Origin of the sequence: Ventrimonas sp. (assembly GCF_048380235.1) — a bacterium.
Classification (GTDB): domain Bacteria; phylum Bacillota; class Clostridia; order Lachnospirales; family Lachnospiraceae; genus Brotaphodocola.
On record NZ_DBFCCJ010000023.1, the window covers coordinates 1 to 17,899 of the forward strand.

At 46.7% G+C, this 17,899-nt stretch carries 15 protein-coding genes, 1 tRNA gene and 1 pseudogene; 8 read left to right on the forward strand and 9 right to left on the reverse strand.

Annotation, left to right across the window (positions count from 1 at the left end; genetic code table 11):
• Nucleotides 1–318: 318 nt before the first annotated feature.
• From ACMP1L_RS04045 to dnaA, 9 genes and pseudogenes are all read right to left on the reverse strand, one after another.
• Nucleotides 319–406 (reverse strand) — tRNA-Ser (locus ACMP1L_RS04045).
• A 95-nt stretch (nucleotides 407–501) separates the two neighbouring features.
• Nucleotides 502–885 (reverse strand): annotated as a pseudogene (locus ACMP1L_RS04050) (fumarate hydratase C-terminal domain-containing protein); the annotation flags it as partial.
• Nucleotides 783–1,115, reverse strand: coding sequence for a fumarate hydratase (locus tag ACMP1L_RS04055; RefSeq protein WP_418452072.1), 333 nt, complete (start codon nucleotides 1,113–1,115; stop codon nucleotides 783–785). The pseudogene ACMP1L_RS04050 and the gene ACMP1L_RS04055, both read right to left, overlap by 103 nt.
• Nucleotides 1,116–1,170: 55 nt before the next feature.
• Complete coding sequence (gene gyrA, locus ACMP1L_RS04060) at nucleotides 1,171–3,702, reverse strand: DNA gyrase subunit A (RefSeq protein ID WP_178755943.1); 2,532 nt, start codon at nucleotides 3,700–3,702, stop codon at nucleotides 1,171–1,173.
• 87 nt (nucleotides 3,703–3,789) lie between these two features.
• Nucleotides 3,790–5,703 carry a DNA topoisomerase (ATP-hydrolyzing) subunit B gene (gene gyrB, locus ACMP1L_RS04065; RefSeq protein ID WP_118733944.1) on the reverse strand — a complete coding sequence of 638 codons (1,914 nt, stop codon included), beginning with the start codon at nucleotides 5,701–5,703 and terminating at the stop codon, nucleotides 3,790–3,792.
• Nucleotides 5,704–5,733: 30 nt separating this feature from the next.
• Complete coding sequence (recF, locus tag ACMP1L_RS04070) at nucleotides 5,734–6,819, reverse strand: DNA replication/repair protein RecF (RefSeq protein ID WP_177304256.1); 1,086 nt, start codon at nucleotides 6,817–6,819, stop codon at nucleotides 5,734–5,736.
• On the reverse strand, nucleotides 6,816–7,025 hold the full coding sequence (locus tag ACMP1L_RS04075) for an RNA-binding S4 domain-containing protein (RefSeq protein WP_118532081.1): 210 nt from the start codon (nucleotides 7,023–7,025) through the stop codon (nucleotides 6,816–6,818). Before ACMP1L_RS04075 ends, recF begins: the two co-directional genes overlap by 4 nt.
• Nucleotides 7,026–7,048: 23 nt before the next feature.
• The gene (dnaN, locus tag ACMP1L_RS04080; RefSeq protein ID WP_118733946.1) at nucleotides 7,049–8,164 is read right to left on the reverse strand and encodes a DNA polymerase III subunit beta; all 1,116 of its coding nucleotides are present in this window, start codon (nucleotides 8,162–8,164) and stop codon (nucleotides 7,049–7,051) included.
• Nucleotides 8,165–8,485: 321 nt separating this feature from the next.
• Nucleotides 8,486–9,865 (reverse strand): chromosomal replication initiator protein DnaA, encoded by a 1,380-nt coding sequence (gene dnaA, locus ACMP1L_RS04085; protein ID WP_177304257.1) that lies wholly within the window; start codon nucleotides 9,863–9,865, stop codon nucleotides 8,486–8,488.
• Nucleotides 9,866–10,286: 421 nt separating this feature from the next.
• Between dnaA and rpmH the strand changes: the two genes are divergently transcribed.
• The 8 genes from rpmH to rsmG all read left to right on the forward strand — a co-directional run bounded on the left by rpmH (nucleotide 10,287) and on the right by rsmG (nucleotide 17,760).
• Nucleotides 10,287–10,421, forward strand: coding sequence for a 50S ribosomal protein L34 (gene rpmH, locus ACMP1L_RS04090; protein ID WP_118532075.1), 135 nt, complete (start codon nucleotides 10,287–10,289; stop codon nucleotides 10,419–10,421).
• Nucleotides 10,422–10,479: 58 nt separating this feature from the next.
• Entirely contained in the window at nucleotides 10,480–10,824 is a 345-nt protein-coding gene (rnpA, locus tag ACMP1L_RS04095; protein ID WP_118733948.1) for a ribonuclease P protein component, read from the forward strand.
• A gap of 4 nt (nucleotides 10,825–10,828) precedes the next feature.
• Nucleotides 10,829–11,065: a membrane protein insertion efficiency factor YidD gene (yidD, locus tag ACMP1L_RS04100; RefSeq protein WP_118733949.1), complete on the forward strand. Its 237-nt coding sequence runs from the start codon at nucleotides 10,829–10,831 to the stop codon at nucleotides 11,063–11,065.
• 19 nt (nucleotides 11,066–11,084) lie between these two features.
• A complete protein-coding gene (locus tag ACMP1L_RS04105; RefSeq protein ID WP_118733950.1) occupies nucleotides 11,085–12,392 on the forward strand; it encodes a YidC/Oxa1 family membrane protein insertase in 1,308 nt (435 codons plus the stop codon).
• 12 nt (nucleotides 12,393–12,404) lie between these two features.
• Nucleotides 12,405–13,469: an RNA-binding cell elongation regulator Jag/EloR gene (gene jag, locus ACMP1L_RS04110; protein WP_418452073.1), complete on the forward strand. Its 1,065-nt coding sequence runs from the start codon at nucleotides 12,405–12,407 to the stop codon at nucleotides 13,467–13,469.
• Nucleotides 13,470–13,643: 174 nt separating this feature from the next.
• Nucleotides 13,644–15,032 (forward strand): tRNA uridine-5-carboxymethylaminomethyl(34) synthesis GTPase MnmE, encoded by a 1,389-nt coding sequence (gene mnmE, locus ACMP1L_RS04115; protein ID WP_118733952.1) that lies wholly within the window; start codon nucleotides 13,644–13,646, stop codon nucleotides 15,030–15,032.
• 46 nt (nucleotides 15,033–15,078) lie between these two features.
• Complete coding sequence (gene mnmG, locus ACMP1L_RS04120) at nucleotides 15,079–16,962, forward strand: tRNA uridine-5-carboxymethylaminomethyl(34) synthesis enzyme MnmG (RefSeq protein ID WP_418452074.1); 1,884 nt, start codon at nucleotides 15,079–15,081, stop codon at nucleotides 16,960–16,962.
• Between the two features lie 63 nt (nucleotides 16,963–17,025).
• Entirely contained in the window at nucleotides 17,026–17,760 is a 735-nt protein-coding gene (rsmG, locus tag ACMP1L_RS04125; RefSeq protein WP_418452075.1) for a 16S rRNA (guanine(527)-N(7))-methyltransferase RsmG, read from the forward strand.
• Nucleotides 17,761–17,899: the final 139 nt, after the last annotated feature.

The window sequence follows — 17,899 nt, forward strand, 5'->3', positions numbered from 1 at the left end:
TTCTGAAATCTCATTTCAAAGATGTCCAACCAGGACTCTTTTTTATTAGAATTTTCAGGGTTTTAAACACTGTTCAATCTTTCATTTTCAAGGTTCATGTTGTTGCTGTTCTCAGCGGCAACGTTCAATATTTTATCACATTGCTTTCGCTTTGTCAACAACTTTTTTAAATTTCTTTTTGAATCTTTTCAGATTCGTTTTGCTGTTTTCAGCAGCGTGTTATATCTTACCAGATGTTCACGCGTTTGTCAACAACTTTTTTAATTTCTTTTCAGACCTTTTGTCTTAAAGAGAAAAAAAGAATCATCTGGAATTGAGCGGAGAAAGAGGGATTTGAACCCTCGCGCCGGTTGCCCGACCTACACCCTTAGCAGGGGCGCCTCTTCGGCCTCTTGAGTATTTCTCCGAATTCATGATTCCATATGATTTTGCGCTGTCCACTTGCATTTTCAGACGCATAGCCTATTATATAGTATGAGTATTACTTTGTCAACCACATTTTTAAACTTTTTTTTCATATTCCCGAATTGCGGTTTCATAAAGGTTATTCCCTTCTGAATCGATCACAACGATCACAGGAAAATCCGTGACCTGAAGCTTACGGATTGCCTCTGTACCAAGATCATCGTAGGCAACAACCTCTGATGAGAGGATGCGCTTGGAAAGCAGTGCGCCTGCTCCTCCTACTGCCGCAAAGTACACACAGCCGTTTCTGACTACTGCATCAATGACTTCCTGACTGCGTTTTCCTTTTCCAATCATGGCACCAAGACCAAGATCGATCAGATTTGGGGCATACTTATCCATGCGGCTGGCAGTAGTCGGACCTGCAGAACCGATTGGTCTTCCTTCCCTTGCCGGAGATGGTCCCATATAATAGATGACATTGCGGTCCGGTCCATCTCGATTGGAAGCTTAATGAACACCACTGCCATGTCGGTGTCCTGGCAGATTGGAATCATATCATCTCCGGCAATCTGCAGGTTTTCCTGCAGCTGGATCAATATCTGTTTTCCGAGAGGAGATTCCTCTTCGTCCACCGCTTTCTTCATGCGTGCTGCCATATCGTCCGAAAGAAAATGATTTGCCTCAATACAAAGCATGAAAAAGGACATGACACCAGCTGCCAAAATACAGCCGGCAGCATGTCCTCTTCATTGTTTTTATGAATTACTGCTCATTTTGTTCTCCGTTTTCTTTCTGATGCTCCTCAGAAAGCTCCAGCTCCTCAATACCATCTCCCTCGGACTTTTCTCCATCATCGCGTACCTTTGCAATGCTTGCCACGCGGATATCGGAATCCTGGTCAATGTTCATCAGCTTCACACCGGAGGTATTTCTGCCAATGACAGAGATATCTTCTACGGAAATCCGGATCACAACGCCCTCATTGGTGATCATCATAATATCATGGTCGTCGTGTACGAGTTTTGCTCCTACAATATCTCCGGTCTTCTCGGTGATCTTATAACAGAGCACGCCTTTACCGCCGCGATTCTGGGCGGTGAACTCCTCAATCGGGGTGCGCTTGCCCATGCCATTCTCGGATACGATCAGAAGCTTCTCGCCCTGGGTATCCATCTGCATGCCGACTACTTCATCCCCTTCATTTAACTTCATTCCGATCACGCCCATAGAAACACGTCCTGTCACACGTACATCTGTCTCATGGAACCGGATGCACTGCCCCTTCTTCGTGATCAGGAAAATATCCTTGGTATTGTCGGTTGCTTTTACTTCGATCAGCTCATCCTGTTCCTTCAAGACAATAGCCTGCAGGCCGTTCTTGCGGACGTTCTCATACTCCTTCACCGGAGTTTTCTTCACCATACCACCACGTGTAGCCATGAACAGATAGTCAGTCTCATGGTATTCCTTCACTGGAATGATCGCCGTGATCTTCTCCTCCGGCTGCAGCTGCAGGAGATTGATGATGGCGGTTCCGCGGGCTGTACGGCTGCCCTCCGGGATCGCATAAGCCTTCAGGCGGTATACACGGCCCTTGTTAGTAAAGAACATAATGTAATTGTGGGTCTTGGTCAACAGCAGATCCTCAATATAATCCTCATCGATGGTCTGCATGCCCTTGATTCCCTTACCGCCTCGGTTCTGGTTTTTAAAATTGTCCACGCTCATACGTTTGATATAGCCAAGCTTGGTCATAGCCACAATCGTATTCTCATTCGGGATCAGATCTTCCATGGACATATCGAACTCATCAAAACCAATGGCGGTCTTACGGTCATCACCATATTTATCAGAAATGATCAGAATCTCTTCGCGGATCACACCCAGCAGCTTTTTCTCATCTGCAAGGATCGCTTTTAACTCCTCGATCTTTGCCATTAACTCTTTGTATTCATTCTCCAGCTTCTCACGTTCCAGACCGGTCAGAGCACGCAGACGCATATCTACGATTGCCTGGGACTGGGCATCACTTAAGCCAAAGCGCTCCATCAACTGCTGCTTTGCAATCTGAACGTTCTCTGAACCGCGGATGATGCGGATAACCTCATCAATATGATCTAGCGCAATCAGCAAGCCCTGTAAAATATGAGCGCGCTCCTCTGCTTTGTTTAAATCATATCTGGTCCGGCGGGTAACTACATCTTCCTGATGCTTTAAGTAGTAATTCAGCATCTCCAGAAGATTTAAGACCTTCGGCTCATTATTCACCAGTGCCAGCATGATAACACCAAAGGTGTCCTGAAGCTGGGTGTGCTTTAATAACTGGTTTAAGATGACATTGGCATTCACATCACGGCGCAGCTCAATGACAATGCGCATACCCTGGCGGTCAGACTCGTCACGCAGATCGGTGATTCCGTCCACTCTTTTCTCTTTTACCAGCTCTGCGATCTTCTCGATCAGCCTTGCTTTATTTACCAGATACGGAAGCTCAGTTACCACAATGCGGCTCTTGCCATTTGGCAGGGTCTCAATGTCAGATACCGCACGTACACGGATCTTGCCGCGGCCGGTGCGGTATGCTTCCTCAATACCGGCTTTGCCAAGAATGGTAGCGCCGGTCGGGAAATCCGGTCCTTTTACGATTTCCAGAATCTCTTCCAGAGTAGTATCGCGGTCTTCCTCAATGCGGTTATCAATCAGCTTGACTACAGCACCAATAACCTCCCGCAGATTGTGCGGCGGAATATTGGTGGCCATGCCGACTGCAATACCGGTGGTACCGTTTACCAGAAGATTCGGGTATCTGGACGGAAGAACAACCGGTTCTTTCTCAGTCTCATCAAAGTTCGGTACAAAGTCTACGGTATCTTTTCCGATATCCGCCAGCATCTCCATGGAGATCTTGCTTAAGCGTGCCTCAGTATATCGCATGGCTGCAGCACCGTCACCGTCCACGGAACCAAAGTTTCCATGACCATCTACCAGCGGGTAACGGGTAGACCACTCCTGCGCCATATTTACAAGAGCTCCATAGATAGAGCTGTCACCATGCGGATGATATTTACCCATGGTATCGCCGACGATACGTGCGCATTTTCTGTGAGGCTTATCCGGTCCGTTGTTCAGCTCGATCATGGAGTAAAGCACTCGGCGCTGTACCGGCTTTAAACCATCCCGCACATCCGGCAGGGCCCGGGCAGCGATAACGCTCATGGCATAATCGATATAAGACTTCTCCATGGTGGATTTTAAGTCTATATCATGAACTTTATCAAAAATATTTGGTTCCATATTGTTCTCCTTGTTGTCTCATTCCATCAGAAACCGCATGCTAAGCAGCTTCCCTGCAGCATTCCTGTAATGTTCCGATCAGACAGATCAGATATCCAGGTTCTGTACATATTTGGCGTTAGCCTCGATAAATTCACGGCGCGGCTCAACCTGATCTCCCATCAGAGTGGTGAAAGTCAGATCCAGCTCGGATGCCACATCGTCATCCATGTTCACGCGCAGAAGAATACGACGCTCCGGATCCATGGTGGTCTCCCAGAGCTGCTCTGCGTCCATCTCACCAAGACCTTTGTATCGCTGAATCTTATTGTTATTGTCACGGCCGACTTCCTTGATGATCTGAGCCAGTTCTTCATCGCTGTAGGCATACCAGATCTTCTTGTTCTTCTCCAGCTTGTATAACGGCGGCTGTGCCAGGTATACATGTCCCTGCTTTATCAGTTCCGGCATAAAGCGGTATAAGAAGGTCAGCATCAGCGTGCTGATATGTGCACCATCCACGTCCGCATCGGTCATGATGATGATCTTGTGGTAGCGCAGCTTGGAAATATCAAAATCATCGTGGATTCCGGTACCGAACGCAGTAATCATAGCTTTGATCTCTGCATTGGCATAAATTTTGTCCAGTCTGGCCTTCTCTACGTTTAAGATCTTACCGCGAAGCGGCAGGATTGCCTGGGTATCCCGGGAGCGGGCCGTCTTTGCAGAACCGCCTGCAGAATCTCCCTCTACGATGAAAATCTCACATTTTTCCGGATCTTTATTAGAACAGTCTGCCAGTTTTCCCGGAAGTGCCATGCCCTCTAAAGCAGTTTTTCTTCTGGTTAAATCGCGGGCCTTTCTTGCTGCCGCGCGGGCACGCTGTGCCAGAACAGATTTCTCGCAGATGGTCTTGGCTGCTGCCGGATTCTGCTCCAGGAAGTAGGTAAGCTGCTCGCTGACGATGCTGTTTACCGCACCCATTGCCTCACTGTTGCCAAGCTTCTGCTTGGTCTGCCCTTCAAACTGCGGCTCCTCGATTTTGATGCTGACAATCGCAGTCAAGCCCTCTCGGATATCCTCGCCGCTTAAGTTCGGCTCACTGTCCTTTAACAGCTTGTTTTTGCGGGCATAGTCATTGATGGTCTTAGTCAGGGCATTTTTCAGTCCTGCCAGATGAGTACCACCCTCCGGCGTGTTTACATTATTGACGAAGGTATAAATATTTTCCGTATAAGAATCATTGTGCTGCATGGCAACCTCAACAAACACACCATCGCGGGTTCCCTCACAATAAATGACATTGTTGTAAAGAGCTGCCTTGCCCTTGTTTAAGTAGGTGACAAACTCCTGAATACCGCCCTCATAGTGGAATACCTTTTCTTTTTTCTCCTCGCGCTCATCCTTCAGGGTGATCTTTAAAGCCTTGGTTAAGAACGCAGTCTCCTGGAGACGGATACGAAGTATTTCAAAATCATAGACAGTTTCCTCAAAGATCTCCGGATCCGGCAGAAAATGAACCTCGGTACCATGCTTGTCTGCAGGGCACTCACCAATGACCTTTAACGGGTACATAACCTTGCCCCGTTCATAACGCTGCTGATAAATCTTGCCATCCTGATAAACGCGGACCTCCAGCCAGGTAGAAAGAGCATTTACAACAGAAGCTCCCACGCCGTGCAGACCGCCGGATACTTTGTATCCCCCACCACCAAACTTACCACCGGCATGCAGGATGGTAAATACAACCTCTACCGCCGGAATACCAGCTTTCTTCTGAATGCCGACCGGAATGCCGCGTCCGTCATCCAGTACCGTGATGGAATTGTCCTCATTAATGGTGACGTCAATCCGGTCACAGTAGCCAGCCAGTGCTTCATCTACCGCATTATCTACAATCTCATAAACCAGGTGATGCAGGCCCCTGGACGAAGTGCTGCCAATGTACATACCAGGTCTCTTCCGGACTGCTTCCAGCCCTTCCAGAATCTGAATCTGGTCTGCTCCGTATTCTGCACTCATGTTATTTCCTCCTAGTCAAAAAATATATCGTCAGTTTTCGCCGGTCACCGTTCCGTTTACAACGTGAAACAGCTTATCCATCTGAAAACGGTTGTTTACAAAATCTTCCAGCCCCGTACAAGTGATCATGGTCTGGATATGGTCAATGGCGGACAGAAGATGGTTCTGCCGCTCCCCGTCAAGCTCCGAAAGCACATCATCCAGAAGCAGGATCGGATAATCGCGCACCAGTTTTTTAACCAGTTCAATCTCCGCAAGCTTTAAGGAAAGAGCTGCGGTACGCTGCTGTCCCTGGGAACCAAATCTTCGGATGTCAATATCTCCGATATAAAATCCGATGTCATCCCGGTGTGGGCCAATAAGGGTGGTTTTCTGTTTCACATCCTGGCTGCGGCTTCTCGCAATCCCTGCCTCCAGTTCCTCTGACCCGGAATTGGGATCATACACAATCTTTAAAGTTTCTTTTCCACCGGACAGTTTCCGGTGGATCTCACAGATCATCTCATTGAGCTGTCCGATAAATTCTTCCCGGAACCGGATTACCTCTTTTCCGTACTGTACCAGCTGCATATCCCACACATCCAGTGTTTCCTCGTATTCCGGATGGAAGAACAGCTCTTTGAGAAGCTTGTTGCGCTGCAGCAGGACCCGGTTGTAGGACACCAGGGAATGAACATACAGCTTATTTAACTGGCAAAGTTCCAGATCAATGAATTTACGTCGCTCTGCCGGACCGTTTTTAATGAGATTTAAGTCCTCCGGCGAAAAGAATACCACATTTACAATACCAAACAGCTCACTGGCCCTGCGGATCGGAATTCCGTTAATGGCCACGCCCTTGGCTTTATTTTTCTTCAAATGCATGTCAATGCGGTACGGAACATCGCGCTTGCGCACAGTCAGCTTGATGTGGGATTCATCGTTCTGGAAACGGATCATCTCCCTGTCTTTGCTGCCGCGATGAGACTTGGTCGTGCAGCAGACATAGACAGCCTCCAGAATGTTCGTCTTTCCCTGGGCATTATTCCCGTAAAGAATATTGGTCCCCGGGGAAAATTCCATATGTAGTTTGTCATAATTCCGGTAATTCTGAAGCTCAATGGACTCTATGATCATAATGTAATCCGGATAGTCTCTCCCTGGAAGGTTACTTCATCACCATCACGAAGTTTTTTGCCCCGCTGATACTCTACATTGCCGTTTACCTTAACCAGCCCGTCCTCAATCGCATACTTGGCATCTACGCCGGATTCACATAAACCGGCTGCCTTTAATGCCTGACCCAGTTTAATATACTCGTCTCTTAATTTAATGGTTTCCATAATTTTCCTTTCTAAACGCCGTATTATGCCTCGTTGATAAAGTTTACAGGCAGAATCAGATAGATATAGCTTCCCTCTTCATCTTTGATAAAGCACGGGGACTTCGGATTCATCATGTAAAGCTCCACATCCTCATCGTCGATGACACGCAGCGCATCCAGTAAAAATTTCGGGTTGAAAGCAATCATGATGTCCTTGCCGGATTTGTGAGCCGGCACATTGGCATTCATGGAACCAAACGCAGACTTCACCCTCATGTTCACATTGCTGTCTTCCACATTCATGATGATCGGCTTGCGGTCACTGTCGCGGATCAGGATCATGGCACGGTCAATATTGTCCATGAAGTCACGCTTGTTTAACTTTACGCGGGTCTCATAATCACTGGAAAGCATATGGTCGATTTTAAAATACTCACCATCGATCAGGCGGGAAACCACAACCGTATCATCGAATTCAAATAGAATGTGATTTTTGCTGAAATAAATAAGGACTTCTTTCTCGTTGTCTCCAGTCAGGATCTTACTGATCTCGGAGAGGGTTTTGCCCGGTACTATAACCTTATGGTTATCGTAGTGTTCCTTGAGCTGGATGTTGCGAATGGAGATCCGGTGTCCGTCCAGGGAAACCACCTTGAGAAAATCATCTTTTACTTCCAGAAGTTCGCCCGCCATCATCTTATTGCTGTCATTCGGGGATATGGAAAAAATAGTCTGACGAATTGCTTCTTTCAAGGTAAACTGTGTCAGACTGATGTGCTGGTCCCGTTCGATGTAAGGAAGATAAGAAAATTCCTCACCATCGCGGCCCTGGATATTGAATACTGCATTTTCGCATTCGATCACAGTATTGAAACGATTGTCAGACGTAATGGTGACCGGAGTATCTCCATCTGGCAATTTTCTAATAATTTCATAAAAAAGCTTTGCTTCCAGCGCAATTTTGCCTCGTTCCAGGATAGAACCTTCTACTTTTGTCTCAATTCCCAGTTCCATATCATTTCCGGTCAGCTTGATCTCGCCTGCATCGGCATCAATGAGAATACATTCGAGGATTGACATGGTCGTTCTGGAAGGAATCGCTTTGGATACAATATTAATTCCATTTAAGAGAGCATCTTTCTTGAATTCGAGCTTCATGTTGATAACTTCCTTTCTGTCGGTTCAGAGTCTTTTTAAATATATATAAAATAAAATTCCGTCGTAATCGTAGTAGGGGATGTGGATTTGTGTAAAAGTCCGTCCAGTCCATAAAATATAAGGATTTCGTGGCGTGAATAAGGATGTTGAAAACTCCATGAAATCTTCTGGATGAACATGAGGTTATCCACATGTGAAAAATGGAGGTAAATTGTCCTGAAAATCATCCACAGTCTGCCCACAGAAAATCCACTGCTTTTCCACAGAAAAATGTGAATAAGTGAGGAGGCAGGCGAATCCATGTTTTATGTCAACCAAATGCTATTGCGGACTGATTTTTTTCTTCAGGATATCAATGGTATTCTGGAGTGATGGATTTTTTTCCAAATCTGCACTGATAGTCTTGATACCATGCAGGATGGTAGTGTGATCGCGTCCGCCCAGTGCTTTGCCGATATTCTGCAGGCCGGTTTCGGTCATGGTGCGGCACAGATACATGACAATCTGGCGCGGGTAAACGATTTCCTTGCTGCGCTTGGCTGACATGATGTCTAATGGGGTCAGGTTAAAATGATCGGCAACGATCTGGATGATGAATTCCGGGGTAACTTCCTGTTTGTCGCCCGGCGCAATGATGTCTTTCAGTGCTTTTTCAGCCAGTTCAATGTCAATTTCACGGTTTTTCTCCAGCTTGGAAAGGGCAACGATCTTGGTGAGTGCGCCCTCCAGCTCACGGATATTGGACTTGATGTTGGTGGCAATGTACTTGATTACTTCGTTATCTATATTGTAACCTTCCATTTCCTCTTTTTTGCGGAGGATGGCCATTCGGGTTTCGTAGTCCGGGGACTGGATATCTACGGTCAGACCCCATTCGAATCGGGAGCGCAGCCGTTCTTCCAGTGTTTCAATCTCTTTCGGCGGTTTATCGGACGAAATGATGATCTGTTTTTTGGCTTCGTGAAGTGCATTGAAGGTGTGGAAAAATTCTTCCTGGGTACTTTCCTTGCCGATAATGAACTGGATATCATCAATTAGAAGCACATCGTTATTGCGGTATTTCTCACGGAATTCCGTGGTGGAAATGTTGTTTTTATTACGGATCGCATCAATCAGCTCGTTGGTAAACTTCTCAGAAGTTACGTAAAGGATCTTGGCCTTTGGGTTATTCTTGAGGATGAAGTTTGCAATGGAGTGCATCAGATGTGTTTTTCCCAGACCTACGCCTCCGTAAATAAAAAGAGGGTTATAAATTTCCCCCGGAGACTCGGCAACGGCCAGGGATGCAGCGTGTGCCAGGTTGTTATTTGCGCCGACCACGAAGGTATCGAAGGTGTACTTCGGATTTAAATTGGCATTCTGCAAGGTGGCTGGACTGACTGCAGAGGCTGTGTTTTGGATGAGCTGGTTTGCTGCAGCCGGCTCAGGAACAATGTCTTCTTCTACAAGGAACTGGACGGAGTCGCATTTGATGCCGGTAACTTCCGCAATGGATACCATGAGCATGGTGCTGTATTTCTTCTTAATATATCCGAGAAAATTGGCATCCGGAACAATGATCTTTACGATATTTCCCGGCTGTTCCAGGGCATAAACTTCCAGAGGAAGAAGCCAGGTGTCAAAGGAGACATCAGAGATGTCATATTCTTCTTTTAAATATTTCAGTATATCATTCCATTTTTCTTTCAGTGTTTCTAACATTCTTTCAGTCTCCTGTATTTCATCAATCTATAGGAACGGATCCGTATCTTTCCAGTCACAGTCTATCCACAGTTTATGTGGAAAAAATGAGGCTGTTTGTGGATACGCAAAAGTATCCAATCTAGAAACATTGTATACCATAAACCGCTGATTTTCAATGAAAACCGAAAAATCTTAGCTGTTTTGTGAAAATTATCAACAGACTTATCCACAACTTGTGGATAACTTATTCACAATATCAACACCTGGTATGTGGGCAGGGTTTCGCGGTTCCTGTTTTTTTGTGGATTTTCCGAGGATTCTTTTTTAAGAAAAGGCTTGACGAACCCGCATGAATTCTATATAATTGAGAAGATGTTTAATTAAAATAGTCGTAATGTGTTCAATCAAATAAGCGATGTAAAGAAGGAGGTGCCGCAACATGAAGATGACTTTCCAGCCGAAGAACAGACAGAGATCCAAAGTTCATGGCTTCAGAGCTAGAATGAGTACTCCAGGTGGAAGAAAAGTATTAGCTGCAAGAAGAGCAAAAGGAAGAGCGAAATTATCCGCTTAATGAATCAAGGTCACAAGAAATTGTGGCCTTTTGTATTATAATAAGATGGTAATAAGAGATGAAACGATTTCCGAGCATTAAGAAAAATTCAGATTTCCAGGCAATTTACCGGACTGCGAAATCCTATGCCAACCGACAGTTGGTTATGTATGTAAGAAAGACTGAGAACACCCAGTCCCGGATTGGTATCTCAGTCAGCAAGAAAGTTGGAAACAGCGTGGTGAGACATCACCTGGCCCGGCTGGTGAGGGAGAGTTTCCGGCTGAACAGGGACACATTGGAGGAAGGATTAGACATCATCGTGGTAGCGCGCGCTGCCGCAAAAGACTCAGATTATAAGACGATTGAGCGTGCATTTATGCACCTGTGCGGACTGCATAACATTAAAAAAGAATCGAAGTGAGACTATGATTAACAGAATTGCAGGTTTGATCAAAAAGCTTCTTATATTAATGATACGCGGATATCAGATTTTTTTATCCCCGTTAAAAGTAAGAACTCACTGTATTTACACGCCTACGTGCTCCCAATACGCCATTGAGGCACTTACCAGGTACGGCGTGGTGAAAGGTTTATGGTTGTCTGTGAAGAGGATACTCCGGTGTCATCCATGGGCAGAAGGCGGTTATGATCCAGTTCCGTAACACATGAGGAGGTAGCACATTGGATTACTTAGTATTAACGAAGGTTCATGGGGCGATTCTGGGTCCGATTTCTCAGATTCTGGGATGGATCCTGAATGTACTGGTTACGTTCACCAATTCTTTTGGTGTGCTTAACATCGGTTTATCAATTATTTTATTTACCCTGGTTGTGAAATTACTGATGTTCCCTATGACGATCAAGCAGCAGAAGGCGTCCAAGCTGATGGCTGTCATGCAGCCTGAGCTTCAGGCCATTCAGGCAAAGTACAAGGGCAAAAAAGACAATGACTCCATGATGAAGATGAACGTGGAGACGAAAGCTGTCTATGAAAAATACGGCACATCCATGACTGGAGGATGTCTCCAGCTTGTGATCCAGATGCCGATCCTGTTTGCACTGTACCGCGTGATCTATTGTATCCCGGCTTACGTGATGCCGGTAAAGGAACATTTTTTGAATGTGGTTTATGCACTGACCGGAGCTTCTTCCGCGTCTGCCCTGAGTGAGGGCGCTGCAGCAAATCTGCTTCAGTTTGCAACTGACCACAATATTGCGTTAACAGGCATTAACCCGGTCGGAGACTTAACCGGTGTAACAGGTGAAGCTCTGGCCAATAAGATGGTTGATATTCTCTATAAGCTGAATCCTGCCCAGTGGAGTGACCTGGCACAGGCATTTCCAAATGCGGCAGATGTGATTTCCGGCAATGCAGCAACCATTGAGAAAATGAACACGTTTCTTGGCATCAATCTGGCATCCAACCCGTTTAACGGAAGCTTTGTGCCGAATCTGGCATGGCTGATCCCGATTCTGGCAGGCCTGACCCAGTATGCCAGCACAAAGCTGATGATGGCAACTCAGCCGAAAAAGAATAACGAGGAAGATATGAGCTCCCAGATGATGCAGAGCATGAACGTTACCATGCCGCTGATGTCTGTATTTTTCTGCTTTACCTTCCCGGCAGCAATCGGTATCTACTGGGTAGCCAGCAGTACCTTCCAGTTACTGCAGCAGCTTGTTGTAAATTCTTACCTGGATAAGGTAGATATGGATGAGCTGATCCGTAAGAACGTGGAGAAGGCAAACAAGAAACGCGCAAAGAAAGGTCTTCCGCCGCAGAAAGTAAATCAGAATGCAACTGCAAGCTTAAAACATATGCAGGCAGTTCAGGAGAAGGAAGAAGCGGAACGTGCTGAGAAGCTTGAGAAGAGCAAAAAACAGGTAGAAGCATCCAACAATTATTATAATAAAGATGCCAAACCGGGCAGTCTGGCCTCCAAGGCAAATATGGTAGCCAGATACAATGAAAAGCACAATAATAAATAAGGGGGTAGCACCATGGATGGAAAGATTACAATCTCTGCCAGTACATTGGACGAGGCAATCACAAAAGCATTGATTGAACTGCAGACGACCAGTGAGCATCTTCATTATGAAGTGGTACAGAAGGAGAGCGCAGGTCTGCTTGGCATCTTTGGTAAGAAACCCTGTATCATCCGCGCCCATGTGATGAGCGAGGCAGAGGAGAAGGAACTGGCTGAGGCAAAGAAGCTGGAAGAGAAAAAAGCTGCTGAAGCGAAAAAGGCAGAAGAAGCGAAGAAAGCCGAAGAGGCCAGAAAAGCTGCTGCAGAAGCTGCGAAAAAGGCGGCAGCAGCACCGAAGGCGGAAGCCGTAAAGGCGGCGACGTCTCCGAAAACAACTGTTTCTGAGAAGCCGGCACCGAAGCGAGAGGCTGTAAAGACTGCTTTGGAATCTGCAAAAGAGCTTTCTGTGGAAGAAGCTCCGAAAAAAGCAGTCAAGATTAACGAAGAGGCAGTGAAAAAAGCTGCGAAGGAATTCCTGAATCAGGTATTTGGTGCTATGGGTATGCAGGTTTCTATTGAGACGGCTTACAATGCCAGTGACCGGGAACTCCTGGTTTCCATGGAAGGTGACGACATGGGAATCCTCATCGGAAAGCGTGGTCAGACTCTGGATTCCTTACAGTATCTGGTAAGCCTTGTGGTAAACAAAGAAACGGAAGGCTACTTAAGAGTCAAGCTTGATACCGAGAATTACCGTGAGAGAAGAAAAGAAACGCTGGAGACTCTGGCAAAGAACATTTCCTATAAGGTAAAACGGACCAAGCATCCGGTATCCTTAGAGCCGATGAATCCGTATGAGAGACGCATCATCCACTCTGCGCTTCAGAATGACAAATATGTTACGACCAGGAGTGAAGGGGAAGACCCGTTCCGTCATGTTGTAATTTCTTTAAAGAAAGAAGTCCCAGCAGGCGGAAGAAAGGAGCGTTACGGTTCCCGCCGCGATAATCGCGGAAGAAACAGAAACGCCGAAAACAGAGGACCGAAATCAGAGGCTGTTGCTGAGAAGAAGGAAGCAGCAGCACAGAATGAGGCATAAAGATGTTGGAAATTTCTGACAGGTAAAAGCATGTCAGACAATTGTGTGAGTACAATACAGAAATAGCAGGCGGGTGTCTGGTAGTGGTTTGACCACCACCTGGCATCCGCTTTTGCTTCTTTTCGTTAAAGTTTATGGATAGACTGGCCAAAGCTGGCCGAGTCGGAGGAAAATATGCTGAAAGACAGAAGTTCAGATACTATTGCGGCGATCGCAACTGCCATGAGCAGTTCCGGAATCGGAATCATCCGGGTGAGCGGAGAACAGGCAGTTTCTATTGTGAACCGGATTTTTATAAGCAGAAAAGATAATTTTGATTTGAATACAGCACCGTCCCATCATATTTATTATGGAATGATCCAGGATGGGGAAGAAGTGCTCGATGAGGTGCTGGTGATGCTGATGCGGGGGCCGCACAGTTACACAGCGGAAGACACTGTGGAGATTGACTGCCATGGTGGTGTCCTGGTGATGAAAAAAATACTGGAGACAGTAATCAAATATGGAGCAAGACCGGCAGAGCCGGGAGAATTTACCAAGCGGGCCTTTTTAAACGGACGGATTGATCTGTCACAGGCGGAGGCCGTGATTGATGTGATCAACGCGCAGAATGATTATGCGGTGAAGAGCTCTGTGAGCCAGTTAAAGGGTTCTGTATCGAAAAAAGTAAAAGCTCTGCGGGAACGGATCTTGTATCAGATCGCATTTATTGAGTCGGCGTTAGATGATCCGGAGCATATTTCTTTAGATGGATACGAGGAAGAACTGTCCGGAAAGCTGGATGATATGATAGGGGAGATGGAGAAGCTTGTGCGTTCCGCAGACAGCGGAAGAGTGGTTTCTGAAGGAATCCGCACGGTTATTTTAGGTAAGCCGAATGCGGGAAAATCTTCTCTGATGAATGTGCTTCTGGGCGAGGAGCGTGCCATTGTAACGGATATTGCAGGAACGACCCGGGATACCCTGGAGGAGCATATCCGTATGCACGGCATTAGCCTGAATATCATTGATACCGCAGGCATCCGGGAGACCGAGGATCTGGTAGAGCAGATTGGTGTAAACCGGGCGAAGGTGGCAGCAGATGAGGCAGACCTGATCATTTATGTAGTAGATGGTTCCCGGGAGCTGGACGAAAACGACGCCCAGATCATGGAACTGATCCGTGACCGGAAGGCTGTGGTGCTGTTAAATAAGACGGATCTGGAAACCGTGATCAGCGAGGAGCTTTTGCAGGCGAAGACCGGAAAAACGGTGATTTCCATTTCTGCAAAAGAAGAGACCGGTATTGACAAACTGGAAAAAACGATTCAGAATCTTTTTTATGAGGGAAGTATCGATTTTAATGATGAAGTCCTGATCACCAATGTGCGTCATAAGACAGCACTGCAGAATGCATTAAAAAGTCTGTATATGGTGAAACAGAGCATTGAAAATCAGATGCCGGAGGATTTTCTGACCATTGACCTGATGGATGCCTATGAACAGCTTGGAACCATCATCGGAGAAGCGGTGGAAGACGACCTGGTCAATGAAATCTTTGGAAAATTCTGTATGGGAAAATAATTCAGATGTTGAGGGGAATTGGAAAGAAGCTGGAAGGAATATAATTATGCCATATTTAGAAGAATCATATGATGTTGTAGTGGTCGGCGCCGGTCATGCCGGATGTGAGGCAGCACTTGCCTGCGCAAGACTGGGTCTGGAGACTATTGTATTTACGGTGAGTGTTGACAGCATTGCCCTGATGCCCTGCAATCCAAATATCGGAGGAAGCTCTAAGGGGCATCTTGTCCGAGAGCTGGATGCCCTGGGCGGCGAGATGGGAAAAAATATTGATAAGACCTTCATTCAGTCTAAGATGCTGAATGAGTCAAAGGGACCTGCAGTTCATTCCCTGCGGGCTCAGGCTGATAAGCAGGATTACAGCCGCCGGATGCGCCATACGCTGGAGAATACGGATCATCTGACCATACGCCAGGCAGAGGTTTCGGAAATCATTGTGGAGGATCATAAGATTACCGGAGTAAAGACATATTCCGGAGCGGTGTATCATGCAAAAGCGGTGGTACTGGCAACCGGAACTTACTTAAAAGCACGCTGTATTTATGGTGATGTCAGCAATGCTACCGGCCCGAACGGTCTGCAACCGGCCAATCATCTGACAGATTCCCTGATTGCTAATGGAATCGAAATGTTCCGTTTCAAGACCGGAACTCCGGCCCGTGCGGACCGCCGCAGCATTGACTTTTCCAAGATGGAAGAGCAGTTTGGAGATAAGCGGGTGGTTCCGTTTTCCTTCTCAACAGATCCGGAATCGGTACAGAAGGAGCAGGTTTCCTGCTGGCTGACCTATACGAATGAGGAGACGCATCAGATTATCCGCGATAATCTGGATCGTTCTCCGCTGTTTTCCGGTGCGATTGAGGGAACCGGTCCGCGTTACTGTCCGTCCATTGAAGATAAGGTAGTGAAATTCCCGGATAAGACCCGCCACCAAGTATTCATTGAGCCGGAGGGGCTTTACACCAACGAGATGTATCTGGGCGGCATGTCCAGTTCCCTGCCGGAGGATGTGCAGTATGCCATGTACCGTACTGTTCCGGGTCTGGAGCATGTGCGGATCGTGCGAAATGCGTATGCAATCGAGTATGACTGCATCAACGCAAGGCAGTTAAAGCTGTCTCTGGAGTTTAAGGCAATTGAAGGACTGTTCAGCGGCGGTCAGTTTAATGGAAGCTCCGGTTATGAGGAAGCAGCTGTACAGGGCTTTATGGCAGGCGTAAACGCAGCTATGAAGGTACTGGGACGGGAACCGGTGATCCTGGATCGATCTCAGGCCTATATCGGTGTTCTGATTGATGACCTGGTAACTAAGGAGAATCATGAGCCCTACCGTATGATGACTTCCAGAGCAGAGTACCGCTTACTTCTGCGTCAGGATAATGCAGATCTGCGTCTGCGCGGAATCGGCCATGAGATCGGTCTGGTAGATGATGAAACGTATGCAAAGCTGCTTCAGAAGGAAAAAGACATTCAGGCTGAGGTAGAACGTCTGGAAAAAACCAATGTAGGTGCGAATCCAAAAATCCAGGCATTCCTGGAGCGTCATGAAAGCACCGCATTAAAGACGGGAGCAACTCTGGCAGAGCTGGTACGGAGACCTGAATTGGATTATTTTATGTTAACTGAAATTGATGAGAAACGGCCGGAGCTTTCTTATGACACAGCAGAACAGGTTAACATAAATATTAAGTATGAGGGATATTTAAAACGGCAGCAGCAGCAGGTGGCGCAGTTTAAGAAGCTGGAGAAAAAGAAGCTGGATCCGGATTTTGATTACAGTACGGTAAACAGTCTGCGGTGTGAGGCAGTACAGAAGCTGAATCTGTACAAGCCGGCATCCATTGGGCAGGCATCCCGTATTTCCGGCGTATCACCGGCAGATATTTCTGTTCTGCTGGTACATTTGGAGCAGATGCGCCATTCTAAATGATGAAAGAAGCGGACTGCCACAATTAGGGCGGTTTTAATTTGGAAATTCCACACAGGAGGGATTATGGAACAGATTTTTGTGGATAAGATGACAGATGGGACACGAGAGCTGGGGATTATTCTCTCAGAGCAGCAATTGGAGCAGTTTTATCGCTATTACGAGTTATTGGTAGAATGGAACAAGGTTATGAACCTGACCGGAATTACAGAGCTGGAGGAAGTGGTGAGCAAGCATTTTATCGACAGTCTGGCTCTGGTCAAGGCGGTGCCGCTTCAGGATGGACGGAAGGTATCTGGCATTGATGTGGGAACCGGTGCCGGTTTTCCGGGAATTCCGTTGAAGATTGCATTTCCAAATCTGAAAATCACACTGCTGGATTCTCTGAATAAGCGAATCAAATTCTTGAATGAGGTAATCAGCCAGCTGGGGCTCCAGAATGTGGAGACGATTCATGGAAGGGCAGAGGACTTTGGACGTGATGCAAAATACCGGGAGCAGTATGATTACTGCGTATCTCGTGCCGTGGCTAATGCCGCAACACTTTCTGAATATTGTCTGCCGTTTGTAAAAGTTGGTGGTGCGTTTATCCCATATAAGTCAGGGAAAATTGATGAGGAACTGGAGCAGGGAACGAAAGCAATCGAGAGTCTGGGTGGTAGTATCGCGGATGTGATCCGTTTCGAACTGACCGGAGCAGATGCGGACCGGTCCCTGGTTGTCATTGAGAAGATTGCGAAGACCGCGAAGAAATATCCAAGAAAAGCGGGAGTGCCGTCAAAAGAGCCAATTGGAAAGTAATTGCAATTTAAGGGAATAGCACGAAAGGGTCCGAAGTTCCGGGGAGGGCCTACAGAACCGCAGATGCGGTGGAATTTTGTACTTCATTCGCTCCGCCGCCTATTGTTTCCCCTGCGACCCAAACTCACTCACTGCGCTC